The organism is Stenotrophomonas sp. GQ19, from assembly GCF_059758695.1.
Genome location: NZ_JCAXES010000017.1, coordinates 1 through 16,562 on the forward strand (window position 1 = coordinate 1; position 16,562 = coordinate 16,562).

Annotated in this window: 12 protein-coding genes and 1 tRNA gene; all 13 read right to left on the reverse strand. The window is 62.9% G+C overall.

All coding sequences use genetic code 11. The features are described from left to right. Positions 1-58: 58 nt before the first annotated feature. Positions 59-2,200 (reverse strand): elongation factor G, encoded by a 2,142-nt coding sequence (gene fusA, locus AC6CHL_RS20660; protein WP_038690302.1) that lies wholly within the window; start codon positions 2,198-2,200, stop codon positions 59-61. A 138-nt stretch (positions 2,201-2,338) separates the two neighbouring features. Next, the gene (gene rpsG, locus AC6CHL_RS20665) at positions 2,339-2,806 is read right to left on the reverse strand and encodes a 30S ribosomal protein S7 (RefSeq protein ID WP_017356009.1); all 468 of its coding nucleotides are present in this window, start codon (positions 2,804-2,806) and stop codon (positions 2,339-2,341) included. 12 nt (positions 2,807-2,818) lie between these two features. Further along, complete coding sequence (rpsL, locus tag AC6CHL_RS20670) at positions 2,819-3,193, reverse strand: 30S ribosomal protein S12 (protein WP_017356008.1); 375 nt, start codon at positions 3,191-3,193, stop codon at positions 2,819-2,821. Positions 3,194-3,629: 436 nt separating this feature from the next. Beyond that, on the reverse strand, positions 3,630-7,871 hold the full coding sequence (gene rpoC, locus AC6CHL_RS20675; protein WP_038690303.1) for a DNA-directed RNA polymerase subunit beta': 4,242 nt from the start codon (positions 7,869-7,871) through the stop codon (positions 3,630-3,632). An 89-nt stretch (positions 7,872-7,960) separates the two neighbouring features. After that, entirely contained in the window at positions 7,961-12,115 is a 4,155-nt protein-coding gene (gene rpoB / locus AC6CHL_RS20680) for a DNA-directed RNA polymerase subunit beta (protein ID WP_038690305.1), read from the reverse strand. A gap of 301 nt (positions 12,116-12,416) precedes the next feature. Then, positions 12,417-12,785 carry a 50S ribosomal protein L7/L12 gene (gene rplL, locus AC6CHL_RS20685; protein ID WP_038690307.1) on the reverse strand — a complete coding sequence of 123 codons (369 nt, stop codon included), beginning with the start codon at positions 12,783-12,785 and terminating at the stop codon, positions 12,417-12,419. A gap of 62 nt (positions 12,786-12,847) precedes the next feature. Further along, a complete protein-coding gene (gene rplJ, locus AC6CHL_RS20690) occupies positions 12,848-13,387 on the reverse strand; it encodes a 50S ribosomal protein L10 (RefSeq protein WP_038690309.1) in 540 nt (179 codons plus the stop codon). A gap of 388 nt (positions 13,388-13,775) precedes the next feature. After that, positions 13,776-14,474 (reverse strand): 50S ribosomal protein L1, encoded by a 699-nt coding sequence (gene rplA, locus AC6CHL_RS20695; RefSeq protein WP_038690311.1) that lies wholly within the window; start codon positions 14,472-14,474, stop codon positions 13,776-13,778. Positions 14,475-14,478: 4 nt separating this feature from the next. Continuing rightward, a complete protein-coding gene (gene rplK, locus AC6CHL_RS20700; RefSeq protein WP_019186116.1) occupies positions 14,479-14,907 on the reverse strand; it encodes a 50S ribosomal protein L11 in 429 nt (142 codons plus the stop codon). Positions 14,908-15,260: 353 nt separating this feature from the next. Further along, positions 15,261-15,821 (reverse strand): transcription termination/antitermination protein NusG, encoded by a 561-nt coding sequence (nusG, locus tag AC6CHL_RS20705; protein ID WP_017356001.1) that lies wholly within the window; start codon positions 15,819-15,821, stop codon positions 15,261-15,263. A gap of 10 nt (positions 15,822-15,831) precedes the next feature. Next, entirely contained in the window at positions 15,832-16,239 is a 408-nt protein-coding gene (secE, locus tag AC6CHL_RS20710; protein WP_038690313.1) for a preprotein translocase subunit SecE, read from the reverse strand. 44 nt (positions 16,240-16,283) lie between these two features. Further along, positions 16,284-16,359: transfer RNA gene (locus AC6CHL_RS20715), tRNA-Trp, on the reverse strand. Positions 16,360-16,459: 100 nt separating this feature from the next. Continuing rightward, positions 16,460-16,562: EF-Tu C-terminal domain-related protein (locus AC6CHL_RS20720; RefSeq protein ID WP_498295889.1), on the reverse strand; the 103-nt coding region annotated here is incomplete at its 5' end.

Sequence of the window (16,562 nt, forward strand, 5' to 3'; positions counted from 1 at the left end):
TGCCATTGTTGTAGCCCTTGAATGTCAGAAAGAAAGAGGTTGAGACCTGAGCTTACGCTCAGGCCTTCTTGATCACGGATTCGGCGATGTTGTTCGGCGCCGGCTCGTAGTGGTCGAATTCCATCGTGAACGTTGCGCGACCCTGGGTCTGCGAACGCAGCGAGGTGGCGTAACCGAACATTTCGCCCAGCGGGATCATCGCGTTGATGATGCTCGCCGAACCGTCACCGGTGGTGCTCGAACCCTGCAGCACGCCACGACGACGGCTGACGTCGCCCATCACGTCACCCTGGTAATCCTCCGGGGTCACGATCTCGACCTTCATGATCGGCTCCAGCAGGACCGGCTTGGCCTTCTGGAAGCCCTGCTTGAAGGCCATCGAGGACGCGAGCTTGAACGCCATTTCCGAGGAGTCGACGTCATGGTACGAGCCGAACACCAGCTTCACCTTGACGTCCACGACCGGGAAGCCCGCCAGCGGACCGCTGGTGATGGTTTCGCGCAGGCCCTTTTCGATCGACGGAATGAATTCCTTCGGAATCACGCCACCGGTGATGTCGTTGATGAACAGGAAGTCATCCTTGATCGCCGGGGCGATCTTCGGATCGGCACGGTCTTCAGCGGTGATCGGCGACAGCTCGATCACGACGTGACCGTACTGACCCTTACCACCGGACTGCTTGGCGTGCTTGTAGTCCGACTTGACGTCGGCCATCTGGATGGTTTCGCGGTACGCAACCTGCGGCTTGCCGACGTTGGCTTCAACGTTGAACTCGCGCTTCATGCGATCCACGATGATGTCCAGGTGCAGCTCGCCCATGCCCGAGATGATGGTCTGGCCGGATTCTTCGTCGGTCTTGACGCGGAACGACGGATCCTCCTGAGCCAGACGGCCCAGCGCCAGACCCATCTTTTCCTGGTCGGACTTGGTCTTCGGTTCGACGGCCATCGAGATGACCGGCTCCGGGAACACCATGCGCTCCAGGATGATCGGGTGGTCCTGCGAGCACAGGGTGTCACCGGTGGTCGTGTCCTTCAGGCCCACGGCCGCGGCGATGTCACCGGCCAGCACTTCCTTGATTTCTTCACGATCGTTGGAGTGCATCTGCAGGATGCGGCCGATGCGCTCCTTCTTGCCCTTCACCGAGTTCAGCAGCTGGTCGCCAGCATTCAGCGTGCCCGAATAGACACGGAAGAAGGTCAGCGCGCCCACGAACGGGTCGGTGATGATCTTGAACGCCAGGGCCGAGAACGGGGCCTTGTCGTCGGACTTGCGGCTCAGCGCAACGGTTTCATCGTCGACGTCGGTACCGGTCACGTCCGGCACGTCGATCGGCGACGGCAGCAGCTGCACCACGCCGTCCAGCATGGCCTGCACGCCCTTGTTCTTGAACGCAGAACCGCAGTACATCGGCACGATGTCGGTCGCCAGGGTGCGCACGCGCAGGGCTTCGACGATCTCGGCCTCGGTCAGCTCTTCGCCGCCCAGGTACTTTTCCATCAGCTCTTCGCTGGCTTCAGCCGCGGCTTCGATCATGTAGGTGCGGGCCTCGTCGGCCTCCGCCTGCATGTCGGCCGGGATTTCCAGGTACTCGAACTTCATGCCCTGCGAGGCTTCATCCCAATGGATGGCCTTCATCTTGATCAGGTCGACCACGCCCTTGAAGCCGTCTTCAGCGCCGATCGGCAGCTGCATCGGCACGGCGGTGGCGCCGAGCTTGGCCTTCAGCTGGCCAACGACCTTGGTGAAGTTGGCACCGGTGCGGTCCATCTTGTTGACGAAGGCAATGCGCGGCACCTTGTACCGGTTGGCCTGGCGCCACACGGTTTCGGACTGCGGCTGCACGCCACCGACGGCGCACAGCACGAACACCGCACCGTCGAGCACGCGCAGCGAGCGCTCTACTTCGATGGTGAAGTCGACGTGTCCGGGGGTGTCGATGATGTTGAAGCGATGCTCCGGCAGGGACTTGTCCATGCCCTTCCAGAACGCAGTGGTCGCAGCGGACTGGATCGTGATGCCACGCTCCTGCTCCTGCTCCATCCAGTCCATGGTGGCAGCGCCGTCGTGCACTTCACCGATCTTGTGGCTCTTGCCGGTGTAGAACAGGATGCGCTCGGACGTGGTGGTCTTGCCGGCATCGATGTGAGCCATGATGCCGAAGTTACGGTAACGCTCGATGGGAGTGGTGCGGGCCACGGGAGCCTCTCAATTTCTTGGAATTCGGATGGCCGAACGCCGCCTTTCGGCGGCCTTCGGATTGGCGCGGCACCCCAGGTGCCGCGAAGCGGCACTAATACGTAGTGCCGCTCTGCCTGTTTTGCAAGGCCGTCAAACTCACCAGCGGTAGTGGGCGAATGCCTTGTTGGCTTCGGCCATGCGGTGGGTTTCTTCGCGCTTCTTGATGGCGCCGCCACGGTTTTCCGAGGCGTCCAGCAGTTCGGCAGCCAGCTTCTTCGGCATGGTGTTTTCACCACGCTTACGGGCCGAGTCGATCAGCCAACGCATGGCCAGGGCCATCTTGCGCGACGAACGCACTTCGACGGGCACCTGATAGGTGGCACCACCGACGCGACGGGACTTGACTTCGACCGACGGAGCCACGTTGTCCAGAGCCTTCTGCACCAGCTCGACGGAGTTCGGGTTCTTTTCGCCGATCACGTCCATGGCACCGTAGACGATCTTTTCAGCGACCGACTTCTTGCCGCTCAGCATCACCATATTGATGAAACGAGCGATGGTTTCACTTCCGTGCTTCGGATCCGGCAGGACAGAGCGCTGCGGCGTATTACCTTTACGAGACATGTGTACTTTCCCTTAGCTCTTCGGACGCTTGGCGCCGTACTTGGAACGGCCCTGGCGACGCTTGGCAACGCCGGAGGCGTCCAGCGAGCCACGCACGGTGTGGTAACGCACACCCGGCAGATCCTTGACGCGACCGCCACGGATCAGGACCACGGAGTGTTCCTGCAGGTTGTGGCCTTCGCCGCCGATGTAGCTAATCACTTCTTCTTGGTTGGTCAGGCGAACCTTGGCAACCTTGCGAAGCGCCGAGTTCGGCTTCTTCGGAGTGGTGGTGTACACGCGCGTGCAGACGCCACGGCGCTGGGGGCACTTATCGAGGGCCGGGGAGGCACTCTTATAAGTGGTTGCCTGCCGCGGCTTGCGGACAAGCTGATTGATCGTCGCCATCAGTATGTTCTTCTGAGAGAGGCCAGTGAAAAAACCGGCCATGAATGCGGATATGTGCGAGCAGGCAAGAAACCGGCCTGCTGAGACAGACGATTGTAGCAACCTGGCGAAAACGCAGTCAAATGCGCACGCGCCAAGCCAGCCCTGATCCCGGGCCGTTACAGGGGAGCCTTCTCCATGCCCCCCGTTCAGGTTGTCAACCCGGTCCTTTGAGAGACCGGGCCGGCATCCTACCTCATCGGCAGCCATCCGGCCAGTGGCCGGTGGCGTCCGAGTGGCGGGGTCCGGCGGCCAATGGCCGGGGCCCTACCCTTTCGATGACCCGGCCAACGGCCGGGTCCTACCTTTTGGTCCGGCCATCGGCCGGGTCCTACCTTTTGGTCCAGCCAACGGCTGGACCCTACCTTTTGGTCCGGCCAGGGGCCGGACCCGTTCATCACTCGTCAGCCTGCTCGGCGTCGGTCGATTCGACCGCCACTTCCGGGGCAGCCACGGCGACCGGTGCGGCCGCGACCGGGGTGCCGGCCAGGGTCTGCATTTCCGAATCGGTCAGCCCGCTCGCGTTGCGGCGGCGGTTGGCGTGGTACGACAGACCGGTACCGGCCGGGATCAGACGGCCGACGATGACGTTTTCCTTCAGACCGCGCAGGTTGTCCTTGGTGCCGCGGACGGCCGCCTCGGTCAACACGCGGGTGGTTTCCTGGAAGGAAGCAGCCGAGATGAACGATTCGGTGGCCAGCGACGCCTTGGTGATACCCAGCAGGACCGGATCGAAACGGGCAATCAGCTCGTTGCGGGTGGTCAGGCGTGCATTTTCCTCGATGACGCGCTGGCGCTCGGCCTGCTCGCCATTCAGGAACTTGCTGCTGCCCTGGTCGGTGATTTCGACCTTGCGCAGCATCTGGCGGGTGATCACTTCAATGTGCTTGTCGTTGATCTTCACGCCCTGCAGGCGGTACACGTCCTGGATTTCCTTGACCAGGTAGGCCGCCAGCGGCTCGACACCCAGCAGACGCAGGATGTCCTGCGGGCTCGGCTCGCCGTCCACGATGGTTTCGCCCTTGGTCACGTGTTCGCCTTCGAACACGATCACCTGACGGTACTTCGGGATCAGCTCTTCGTGTTCCGAACCATCGGTGTCCTTGATGATCAGGCGCTGCTTGCCCTTGGTGTCCTTACCGAAGCTGATGATGCCCGAACGCTCGGCCAGGATCGCCGGATCCTTCGGCTTGCGCGCTTCGAACAAGTCGGCTACGCGCGGCAGACCACCGGTGATATCGCGGGTCTTGGACGCTTCCTGCGGGATCTTGGCGACCACGTCACCCACGCCGACGGCGGCGCCGTCCTGCAGGTTGACGATGGAGCGCGGCGGCAGCAGGTACTGGGCCGGCAGATCGGTGTTCGGGATGGTCAGGTCATTGCCCTTGGCATCCACGATACGCACGATCGGACGGAGGTCCTTGGCCTGCGAGCCACGACGCTTCGGGTCGGTGATTTCACGCGACGCCAGGCCGGTCAGTTCGTCGGTCTTCTCGATGACGGTGACGCCGTCGATGAAGTCGATGAAGCGGATGAAACCCGCCACTTCGGACACGATCGGGTGGTTATGCGGGTCCCAATTGGCGACGGTCTGGCCAGCCTTGACCGAGTCGGCGTCCTTGGAGGTGATGGTGGCACCGTAGGGCAGCTTGTAGCGCTCACGCTCACGACCGTGGGCATCGAGCACCGAGATTTCACCCGAGCGCGAGACCGCAACCAGCGAACCGCTGGCATGGGCCACCGACTTGAGGTTGTTGAACTTGACCGAACCGGTGGTCTTGACCGTGATGTTGTCCACGGCAGCCGCACGCGATGCCGCACCACCGATGTGGAACGTACGCATGGTCAGCTGGGTACCCGGCTCACCGATCGACTGCGCGGCGATGACGCCGACCGCTTCGCCGATGTTGACGATGTGGCCACGGGCCAGATCGCGGCCGTAGCAATGGGCGCACACGCCGAAGGCCGAGGCGCAGGAGATGGTCGAACGGACCTTCACCGACTGCACGCTGGCATCTTCAAGCTTGGCCACCCACGCTTCGTCCAGCAGCGTGTTGCGGGTCACGATCGGATCTTCGTCGTTGCCCGGCAGGAACACGTCCTCGGCCACGACACGACCCAGCACGCGGTCCTTCAACGGCTCCACGACGTCGCCGCCTTCCACGATCGGGGTCATGGTCAGGCCTTCAGTGGTACCGCAATCCACTTCGGTGATGACCACGTCCTGCGCGACGTCCACCAGACGACGGGTCAGGTAACCCGAGTTGGCGGTCTTCAGCGCGGTATCGGCCAGACCCTTACGGGCACCGTGGGTGGAGTTGAAGTATTCCTGTACGTTCAGGCCTTCACGGAAGTTCGCCTTGATGGGCGTTTCGATGATCGAGCCATCCGGACGCGCCATCAGGCCGCGCATACCGGCCAGCTGGCGGATCTGTGCCTGCGAACCACGCGCACCGGAGTCGGCCATGATGTACAGGGAGTTCATCGACTTCTGGTCGATGGTCTCGCCCTTGGCATTGATGACCTTTTCGGTACCGATGGTGTCCATCATCGCCTTGGCGATGCGCTCATTGGTGCGCGACCAGATGTCGACCACCTTGTTGTAGCGCTCGCCGGCGGTGACCAGACCCGACTGGTACTGCTCCTGGATTTCCAGCACTTCGGCTTCGGCCTCGGTGAGGATGCCCTTCTTCTCGTCCGGGATCAGCATGTCGTCGATACCGATCGACACGCCGGCGCGGGTTGCGTAGGCAAAGCCGGTGTACATCAGCTTGTCGGCGAACACGACCGTGTCCTTCAAGCCCAGCTGGCGGTAGCTGGAGTTGATCAGGCGGCTGATGTTCTTCTTGGTCAGCTCGGTGTTGGCCAGCGCGAACGGCAGGCCTTCCGGCAGGATTTCAGCCAGCAGGGCGCGACCGATCGTGGTGTCCACGATCGAGGTCTTGTTCTGCTTGTTGCCGTCTTCGTCGGTCACCACTTCGGTGATGCGGACCTTGACGCGTGCGTGCAGTTCCACCACGCGGTTGTCGTAGGCGCGCTTGACTTCGGCGATGTTGGCGAAGGCCATGCCCTCGCCCTTCTTGTTTTCCAGCGAGCGGGTCATGTAGTACAGACCCAGCACGACGTCCTGCGACGGCACGATGATCGGCTCGCCGTTGGCCGGCGACAGGATGTTGTTGGTGGACATCATCAGCGCACGCGCTTCCAGCTGGGCTTCCAGCGAGAGCGGCACGTGGACGGCCATCTGGTCACCGTCGAAGTCGGCGTTGAACGCGGTGCAGACCAGCGGGTGCAGCTGGATGGCCTTGCCTTCGATCAGCACCGGCTCGAACGCCTGGATGCCCAGACGGTGCAGGGTCGGCGCACGGTTCAGCATCACCGGATGTTCGCGGATGACCTCTTCCAGGATGTCCCAGACTTCGGCTTCTTCGCGCTCGACCAGCTTCTTGGCGGCCTTGATGGTGGTGGCCAGGCCACGACGCTGCAGCTTGGCGAACACGAACGGCTTGAACAGCTCAAGCGCCATCTTCTTCGGCAGGCCGCACTGGTGCAGGCGCAGGTACGGACCGACCACGATGACCGAACGGCCCGAGTAGTCGACGCGCTTGCCCAGCAGGTTCTGACGGAAGCGACCCTGCTTGCCCTTGATCATGTCGGCCAGCGACTTCAGCGGGCGCTTGTTGGTGCCGGTGATGGCACGGCCGCGACGGCCGTTGTCCAGCAGCGCATCGACCGATTCCTGCAGCATGCGCTTTTCATTGCGCACGATGATGTCAGGCGCGTTCAGCTCGAGCAGGCGGCGCAGGCGGTTGTTGCGGTTGATGACGCGGCGGTACAGGTCGTTCAGGTCGGAGGTCGCGAAGCGGCCACCGTCCAGCGGCACCAGCGGACGCAGGTCCGGCGGCAGCACCGGCAGCACGGTCATGACCATCCACTCCGGACGGTTGCCCGACTCGAGGAAGGCTTCGACCAGCTTGATGCGCTTGGTGAGGCGCTTGAGCTTGGTTTCCGAACCGGTGCTGGAGATTTCCTCGCGCAGGCGGGTCATTTCCGACTGCAGGTCGATGGTGCGCAGCAGCTCGTACACGGCCTCGGCGCCCATGGCGGCGTCGAAGTCGTCGCCGTGCTCCTGGCGGGCCTGCAGGTACTGTTCTTCGGTCAGCAGCTGGCGGCGCTCCAGGGCGGTCAGGCCCGGCTCGGTCACCACGTAGGCTTCGAAGTACAGCACGCGCTCGATGTCACGCAGGGTCATGTCCAGCATCAGGCCGATGCGCGACGGCAGCGACTTGAGGAACCAGATGTGCGCGACCGGCGAGGCCAGGTCGATGTGGCCCATGCGCTCGCGGCGCACCTTGGCCAGGGTGACTTCGGTGCCGCACTTTTCGCAGACCACGCCGCGGTGCTTCATGCGCTTGTACTTGCCGCACAGGCACTCGTAGTCCTTGACCGGCCCGAAGATGGCGGCGCAGAACAGGCCGTCACGCTCCGGCTTGAAGGTACGGTAGTTGATGGTTTCCGGCTTCTTCACTTCGCCGAAGGACCACGAACGGATCAGGTCCGGCGAGGCCAGCGCGATCTTGATCGCGTCGAAGTCCAGCGTCTGGCGCTGCTGGTTGAAGAGGTTCAGCAAGTCTTTCATGGTGTTTCTCCGAAAGGAGGAAATCTTGTCGATGGGCTGTCAGCGAACAAACGGGTGGCGCGGCTGCCGGGGCAGCCGCGCCTGCGCCATCAGTTGTCTTCCAGTTCCATGTTGATGGCCAGCGAGCGGATTTCCTTCACGAGAACGTTGAAGGATTCCGGCATGCCCGCGACCATCTCGTGCTCACCGTCGACGATGTTCTTGTACATCTGGTTGCGGCCCTGCACGTCATCGGACTTCACCGTCAGCATTTCCTGCAGGGTGTAGGCCGCGCCGTAGGCTTCCAGCGCCCAGACTTCCATTTCACCGAAGCGCTGGCCACCGAACTGCGCCTTGCCGCCCAGCGGCTGCTGGGTAACGAGCGAGTACGGGCCGGTCGAACGGGCGTGCATCTTGTCGTCGACCAGGTGGTTCAGCTTCAGGTAGTGCATGTAGCCCACGGTGGTGTGGCGATCGAATGCCTCACCGGTGCGGCCGTCATACAGCTGGGTCTGGCCGCTCAGCGGCAGGTCGGCCAGGGCAAGCATGTGCTTGATCTCGGCTTCGGTGGCACCGTCGAACACCGGGGTGGCCATCGGCACGCCGTCGGTCAGGTTGCCGGCCAGACGCAGCAGCTCCTCGTCGCTGAACTGGGTCAGGTCGACGTGGTTGGCGTGCTGGGTCTTGTCGTGGTTGTAGACATCGTCCAGGAACGTGCGCAGGTCGCTGATCGCGGCCTGGGCTTCCAGCATGCCTTGGATCTTGCGACCCAGGCCCTTGGCGGCCCAGCCCAGATGCACTTCCAGGATCTGGCCGATGTTCATACGCGACGGCACGCCCAGCGGGTTCAGCACGATGTCCACGGTTTCGCCCGAGGCCATGTACGGCATGTCCTCGACCGGCACCACGTTGGAGACCACACCCTTGTTGCCGTGGCGGCCGGCCATCTTGTCACCCGGCTGGATGCGACGCTTCACGGCCAGGAACACCTTGACCATCTTCAGCACGCCCGGGGCGAGGTCGTCACCGGCGGTGATCTTGCCGCGCTTGTCGGCGAAGCGACGCTCGAATTCCTTCTCGTGCGCCTGGATCTGCTTCTGGGCGCGCTCGATGGCTTCGGAAGCGTCGTCGTCCTTCATGCGCAGCACGAACCAGTCGGCCTTCTTCAGGCCATCCAGGTACGCGTCGGTGACGGTGTCGCCCTTCTTCAGGTTGGCACCACCGTTGACCACCTTGCCCACGATCTGCGAACGCAGACGGGCGTAGATGGCGCCTTCCAGGATGCGGAACTGGTCGTCGAAGTCCTTCTTGACGCGCTTGATTTCAGACTCTTCGATCTGACGGGCGCGCTTGTCCTTCTCGATGCCGTCGCGGGTGAAGACCTGCACGTCGATGACGGTGCCGTCCATGCCCGGCGGCACGCGCAGCGAGCTGTCCTTCACGTCCGAGGCCTTCTCGCCGAAGATCGCGCGGAGCAGCTTCTCTTCCGGGGTCAGCTGGCTTTCGCCCTTCGGGGTGACCTTGCCGACCATGATGTCGCCGGCACGCACTTCGGCGCCGATGTACACCACGCCCGACTCGTCCAGACGGTTCAGCGCCTGTTCGGACACGTTCGGGATGTCGGCGGAAATTTCCTCCGGCCCCAGCTTCGTGTCACGCGCAACGCAGGTCAGTTCTTCGATGTGGATCGTGGTGTAACGATCCTCTTCCACCACGCGCTCGGAAAGCAGGATGGAGTCTTCGAAGTTGTAGCCGTTCCACGGCATGAAGGCGATCAGCATGTTCTGGCCCAGGGCCAGTTCGCCGATGTCGGTGGACGGACCGTCAGCCAGCACGTCGCCACGCGCCACCACGTTGCCCACTTCCACCAGCGGACGCTGGTTGATGCAGGTGTTCTGGTTGGAGCGGGTGTACTTGATCAGGTTGTAGATATCCACGCCGGCGTCGGTCGCGTCGGTGATCTCCACTTCGTTGACCTTGACCACGATGCGGCCGGCGTCGATCTGCACGATCTCGCCACCACGACGGGCATTCACGGTCACACCCGAGTCACGGGCCACGGCGCGTTCGATACCGGTACCCACCAGCGGCTTCTGCGCACGCAGGGTCGGCACGGCCTGGCGCTGCATGTTGGCGCCCATCAGTGCACGGTTTGCGTCATCGTGTTCCAGGAACGGAACCAGCGCGGCCGCGATCGACACGGTCTGCATCGGCGAGACGTCCATGAAGTGGACTTCCGCCGGCGGCTTCAGCAGCGACTCACCCTGGAAACGGCACGGCACGAACTGCTCGGTGAGCATGCTCTTGGCATCGGTCAGGGCGTTGGCCTGGGCGATGACGTACTCGTTTTCTTCGATGGCCGACAGGAACTCGATCTCGTCGGAGACCTTGCCGTCAGCAACCTTGCGGTACGGGGTCTCGAGGAAGCCGTACTGGTTGGTGCGGGCGTACACGGCCAGCGAGTTGATCAGGCCGATGTTCGGGCCTTCCGGCGTTTCGATGGTGCAGACGCGGCCGTAATGGGTCGGATGGACGTCGCGCACTTCGAAGCCGGCACGCTCACGGGTCAGGCCGCCCGGGCCCAGGGCCGAGACGCGACGCTTGTGGGTGACTTCCGACAGCGGGTTGTTCTGATCCATGAACTGGGACAGCTGCGAGGAACCGAAGAATTCCTTGATGGCAGCGGCGACCGGCTTGGCGTTGATCAGCTCCTGCGGGGTCAGGCCTTCGGATTCGGCCATCGACAGGCGTTCCTTGACCGCGCGCTCGACGCGGACCAGGCCCACGCGGAACACGTTCTCGGCCATTTCACCGACCGAACGCACACGACGGTTGCCCAGGTGATCGATGTCATCGACCACGCCGCGACCGTTGCGGATCTCAGTCAGGACCTTGATCACTTCCAGGATGTCGGAGGTGTCGGCGTGCTCGGCGACCAGGCGCTTGGACTCTTCGTCGTTGCGCTCACCGAAGTACTTGCGGTCGTACAGCACCGCTTCGCCGGTGACAGCCTTGCGGCCGACACGACGGTTGAACTTCATGCGGCCGACCGTGGACAGGTCGTAGCGCTCGAAGGTGAAGAACAGGTTGTGGAACAGGTTCTGCGCGGCATCCTTGGTCGGCGGCTCGCCCGGACGCATCATGCGGTAGATTTCGACCAGGGCTTCCAGCTGGGTCTTGGTCGGATCGATGCGCAGGGTGTTGGACAGGTACGGGCCACGATCCAGGTCGTTCACCCACAGGGTGCCCACGGCATCGACGCCGGCCTTGCGGAAGGCCTGCAGCTGTTCGTCGGTGATTTCGTCGTTGGCCTGGGCCAGCAGTTCACCGGTGTTGGCGTCCACCACGTCGTGCGACAGGATGCGGCCGACGATGTAATCGTCCGGCACGGCCAGGGCGGCGATGCCCGAGGCTTCCAGCTGCTTGACGTGGCGCGCGGTGATGCGCTTGCCGGCTTCGACGATGACCTTGTCGCCGTCGGCCAGGTCGAAGTTCAGGGTTTCGCCGCGCAGACGCTCGGCCACCAGTTCGAGCTGCACACCTTCATCGGGGTTGATGTGGAAGGTGTTGATCTCGAAGAACTCGGCCAGCATTTCTTCATTGCTGTAGCCCAGCGCACGCAGCAGGATCGACACCGGCAGCTTGCGGCGACGATCGATACGGGTGAACAGCGCGTCCTTCGGGTCGAACTCGAAGTCCAGCCAGGAGCCGCGGTACGGAATGATGCGGGCGCTGTACAGCAGCTTGCCCGAGCTGTGGGTCTTGCCACGGTCGTGGTCGAAGAACACGCCCGGCGAACGGTGCAGCTGCGACACGATGACGCGCTCGGTACCGTTGACGATGAAGGTGCCGTTGTCGGTCATCAGCGGGATTTCGCCGAGGTAGACCTCCTGCTCCTTCACGTACTTGATGGCCTTGGTCGACGACTCGCGGTCGTAGATCACCAGACGCACGGTCACGCGCAGCGGCGCGCCGTAGCTCATGCCGCGCTGGCGGCATTCGCGCTCGTCGAAGACCGGGTCGCCGAGCTTGTAGCCGACGTATTCCAGGGCAGCGTTGCCGCTGTAACTGGCGATCGGGAAGACCGACTTCAGGGCGGCGTGCAGGCCCAGATCACGGCGCTTGGCCGGATCAATGTTTTCCTGCAGGAATTCGCGATAGGAATCCACCTGGATGGCAAGCAGGAAAGGCACTTCGAGGATCGAGCGCTGCTTGCCGAAATCCTTGCGGATACGCTTCTTTTCGGTGAACGAATATGACGTCATGGGGTCTCACCTTGGCTGTGCGGGCCGCCGTACAGGCGCGACCCGAAGGGAACATGAAAATTGTCAGTTGGAAGTCGCTGGTATTGCCGGCACCAGCACGCCTTCTCTTGCTACTTCCAACTGCCAACTCGTCTGCATCCACTACCCTGCCGGCGCGCCAGCGGCGCTGCTGTTACAGGGTATGACCGCAGCCCGTGTTGGGCTTTACATCGGGTAATGCGTTGAAACGACCAAAGGCCGGGGGCTTACGCCCCCAGCCTTGGCTGCATCGCCGTGATTCGATGGCGAGGCAAGGAACTGCTTACTTGACTTCGACAGTCGCGCCAGCAGCTTCCAGGTCCTTCTTGAACTTGGCAGCGTCGTCCTTCGAAGCGCCTTCCTTGATCATGCCGCCGGCTTCAGCCAGGTCCTTGGCTTCCTTCAGGCCCAGGCCGGTGATGGCGCGGACAGCCTTAATCACTTCGACCTTCTTCTCGCCGGCCGACTTCAGGATGACGTCGAACTCGGTCTGCTCTTCCACGGCAGCAGCCGGGCCAGCAGCAGCAGCTGCGGCGACCGGAGCAGCGGCGGAGACGCCGAACTTCTCTTCGATGGCCTTGACCAGCTCCATCACTTCCATCAGGGACTTCTCGGCGATGGCGTCGACGATCTGTTCGTTGGTAAGGGACATTTTGATTACCTTTGGATAATTTTCTGGGTTGAGGTTCCGTCAGGAACCACGGAAACGTCGACTCAGGCGGTCTCGGCAGCCGGTTCGGCAGCATCGGCAGCGGCTTCTTCGCCACCACCCTGCTTGTCGCCGATGGCCTTGATGGCGCGGGCGAACATCGTGACCGGCTCGGTCAGGACGCGGGCCAGCATGGCCAGGGCCTGATCACGGGTCGGCAGCGAGGCCAGCACGTCAACATGGCCAGCCGGGAACAGTTCCCCGCCGATGGCCACGACCTTTGCCTGCAGCTTGTCGTTGGTCTTGGCAAAATCCTTGATCAGGCGACCGGCTGCGCCGGGCTCCTCGAGCGAGAACGCGTACAGCAGCGGACCGACGAGTGCGTCTTTGGCGCACGCGTAGTCGGTACCTTCCACTGCACGTGCCGCCAGCGTGTTCTTGACAACTTTCAAGAAAACGCCGGTTTCGCGTGCCTGCTTGCGCATCGCGGTCATCTGGGAGACCGTGGTGCCAGCGTATTCGGCTGCGATCAAGGAGTGAGCCTTGGCGGCGACTTCTGCCAGCTCCGCGACTACTTCTTGCTTCTGGGACAGATTGAGAGCCATTGCACTCCTCCAATTGAACTCCGCTTACGGCTCCTGCCGTGTGCGGTCCTGGGCGGCATCCGTCCTGGACGCCGGGAACATCGGGTTGATGTTCCAAGGGTGGGCCGTTCTAGACCTGGATGGCCAACCTGGGAGAACCCAGACGTGCGTAAACCAGAAAAACTCCAGAAGGGCACCATCTACGCAGGGTGATTCCCGAAGGAATCGATTAAGCGGTCGGTACTGCGCCGGCGGCGACTCCCTGCCAATGCGAGCATCCCTGCCCGTCGCCGGTATGTACTGACCGCGCCTGCGGTCTTTGACGGCTATCGTCACGGGGCGGACCCCACTTCGATTGCCTTCAAATATCGCGGGAGCCGGGCATGCGCCCAGCTCCCGCTTGAAACACTTACTTCAGGGTCAGCGACGACTGGTCGACGGTGACGCCCGGGCCCATCGTCGAGCTGACCGATACCTTCTGCAGGTAGGTGCCCTTCGAGGTAGCCGGCTTGGCCTTGATCAGGTCCATCAGCAGCGCCTGCAGGTTCAGCTTCAACGCGTCTTCAGCGAAGTCGGCCTTACCGATGGTGCAGTGGATGATGCCGGCCTTGTCGGTGCGGTAACGCACCTGACCCGACTTGGCATTCTTGACGGCTTCGCCCGGGTTGGCCGATACGGTGCCGACCTTCGGGTTCGGCATCAGGCCGCGCGGGCCGAGCACGGTGCCCAGCTTACCCACGACGCGCATGGCGTCCGGGGTGGCGATGACGACGTCATAGTTCAGATCGCCGGCCTGCATCTTCTCGGCCAGGTCTTCCATGCCAACGGCTTCTGCGCCAGCGGCCAGGGCTTCGTCAGCCTTGGCACCGGCCGGTGCGAAGACGGCAACGCGCACGCTCTTGCCGGTACCGGACGGCAGCACGGTGGAACCGCGCACCTGCTGGTCGGACTTCTTGGCGTCCACGCCCAGGCGCACAGCAACGTCGAAGGACTCGACGAACTTGGCCTTGGTAGCGGTCTTCAGGATCTTGATCGCGTCCTCGAAGGCATATGCCTTACCCGGGACGACGGCGGCCTTGATGGCCTTCTCACGCTTGGTCTGTGCCATCTTCTTAACCCTCCACCACGAGGCCCATGGAACGGGCAGAACCGGCAATCGTGCGCACCGCGGCGTCCAGGTCGGCGGCCGTCAGGTCGGCTTCCTTGGTCTTGGCGATTTCTTCCAGCTGCTTACGGGTCACCTTGCCCACCTTTTCGGTGTTCGGGCGCTTGGAGCCCGAGGAGATGCCAGCAGCCTTCTTGAGCAGCACGGCGGCCGGGGTGCTCTTGGTGATGAAGGTGAAGGTACGGTCCGAGTAGGCCGTGATGATGACCGGCACCGGCAGACCCGGCTCCAGCTTCTGCGTGGCGGCATTGAAGGCCTTGCAGAATTCCATGATGTTCAGGCCGCGCTGACCCAGCGCAGGACCGACCGGCGGCGAGGGGTTGGCCTGACCGGCCTTCACCTGCAGCTTGATATAACCGACAACTTTCTTTGCCATGAGTATGCTCTCCGGGTGCTAGCGCCTTACGACAACAGGCTCCCCATCGGACCGGGAATCACGCGTCCCGGCATCGCGTTTTGAATTCACGCAGAAGGCCACCTCGCGGCGGCCCTTGCTTTTGCCAGCTTCCTGGCAGGAAGCCGCGCACTATATCAGGTTTTGGCGCGCCTGTCTGAATACGGCAGGGCGGCAGCGTAGAGCGGGGCTCTGCCCCGCTTCGCGGCAACGCCGGGCAGAGCCCGGCGCTACGTTGTTCAACCGGACCGTAGAGCGGGGCTCTGCCCCGCTGGACGTTCACATTCAGCCGGGCGGCCTGTTCAGCCGGGCAGAGCCCGGCTCTACACGCGCGGTCAGACGGCCTTTTCGACCTGGCCGAACTCGAGCTCGACCGGGGTGGCACGACCGAAAATCAGCACCGAGACGCGCAGACGGCTCTTCTCGTAGTTGACTTCCTCGACCACGCCGTTGAAGTCGTTGAACGGGCCTTCGGTGACGCGGACCATCTGGCCCGGCTCGAACAGCACCTTCGGACGCGGCTTTTCAACACCTTCCTGAACGCGGTCCAGGATGGCAGCAGCCTCTTCGTCGCGGATCGGCAACGGACGGTCAGCGGTACCGCCAATGAAGCCCATCACCTTGGACGTATCCTTCACCAGGTGCCAGCTTTCGTTGTCGATGCGCGGAATGCCGTTTTCTTCGTGGGTCTCGATCTGGACCAGCACGTAACCCGGGAAGAACTTGCGCTCGGAACGGCGCTTCTGGCCGGAACGCATTTCGACCACTTCCTCGGTCGGGACCAGGACATCACCGAAGCGCTCCTGCATCTCGTCACGCACGATGCGATCGCGCAGAGCCTGCGCAACCGACTTTTCGAAGCCCGAATAGGCGTGAACGACGTACCAACGCTTCACTGGTTTCTCCTTATCGACCCAGGAACCACTGGGTCGCTTTCTGAATCAGGAAATCAAATCCGCCCAGCAGCAGGCTGAGGATGATCACGACAACGATCACCACCCAGGTCATGCGGATGGCTTCCTGGCGGGTCGGCCAGACTACCTTGCGCAGTTCGAAACGCGATTCGGAAAGGAATTCACGCGTGTCGCGACCTTTGCCGGTCATCAGGAACACGCCTACGCCGGCCACCAGGCCAACGACAACGGCCAGACCGCGAAGCGGACCGGCCCATGCACTCTGGGACGCATGCTCAGGGGTGCCGAACCAGTACCAAGCAAAAAGACCCGCCAGCACCAGGATGGTTGCGGCGGCGTACTTGACGATGTCACCTCCAGTGGAGGTGTTGTCTTTGGAATGCTCGATCTTGCTGTTCATCCGGCTCTGGCTGCTAAGGCGGCATGGCCGCTGGAAGGGAGAAGTGGCACGCCAGGAGGGACTCGAACCCCCAACCTGCGGTTTTGGAGACCGCTGCTCTGCCAATTGAGCTACTGGCGTACTGAAAAACTGCCTTCCCTTAGACGGCGAAGGCGGACCGAGGTTCCCGGCCCGCCATTCGCGAGACCGGCGGAGCTATGCAACCGCCGGTATTACGAAATTACGCGAGGATCTTGGAGACCACGCCGGCGCCGACGGTACGGCCGCCTTCGCGAATCGCGAAGCGCAGACCTTCGTCCATGGCGACCGGGTTGATCAGGGTA

Bases quoted from the DNA above. Each gene is read 5' to 3' on its own strand.
- rpoC (WP_038690303.1), bottom strand. From the start codon at position 7,871: ATGAAAGACTTGCTGAACCTCTTCAACCAGCAGCGCCAGACGCTGGAC.
- rpoB (WP_038690305.1), bottom strand. From the start codon at position 12,115: ATGACGTCATATTCGTTCACCGAAAAGAAGCGTATCCGCAAGGATTTC.
- rpsL (WP_017356008.1), bottom strand. From the start codon at position 3,193: ATGGCGACGATCAATCAGCTTGTCCGCAAGCCGCGGCAGGCAACCACT.
- rpsG (WP_017356009.1), bottom strand. From the start codon at position 2,806: ATGTCTCGTAAAGGTAATACGCCGCAGCGCTCTGTCCTGCCGGATCCG.
- rplK (WP_019186116.1), bottom strand. From the start codon at position 14,907: ATGGCAAAGAAAGTTGTCGGTTATATCAAGCTGCAGGTGAAGGCCGGT.
- rplA (WP_038690311.1), bottom strand. From the start codon at position 14,474: ATGGCACAGACCAAGCGTGAGAAGGCCATCAAGGCCGCCGTCGTCCCG.
- rplL (WP_038690307.1), bottom strand. From the start codon at position 12,785: ATGTCCCTTACCAACGAACAGATCGTCGACGCCATCGCCGAGAAGTCC.
- rplJ (WP_038690309.1), bottom strand. From the start codon at position 13,387: ATGGCTCTCAATCTGTCCCAGAAGCAAGAAGTAGTCGCGGAGCTGGCA.
- secE (WP_038690313.1), bottom strand. From the start codon at position 16,239: ATGAACAGCAAGATCGAGCATTCCAAAGACAACACCTCCACTGGAGGT.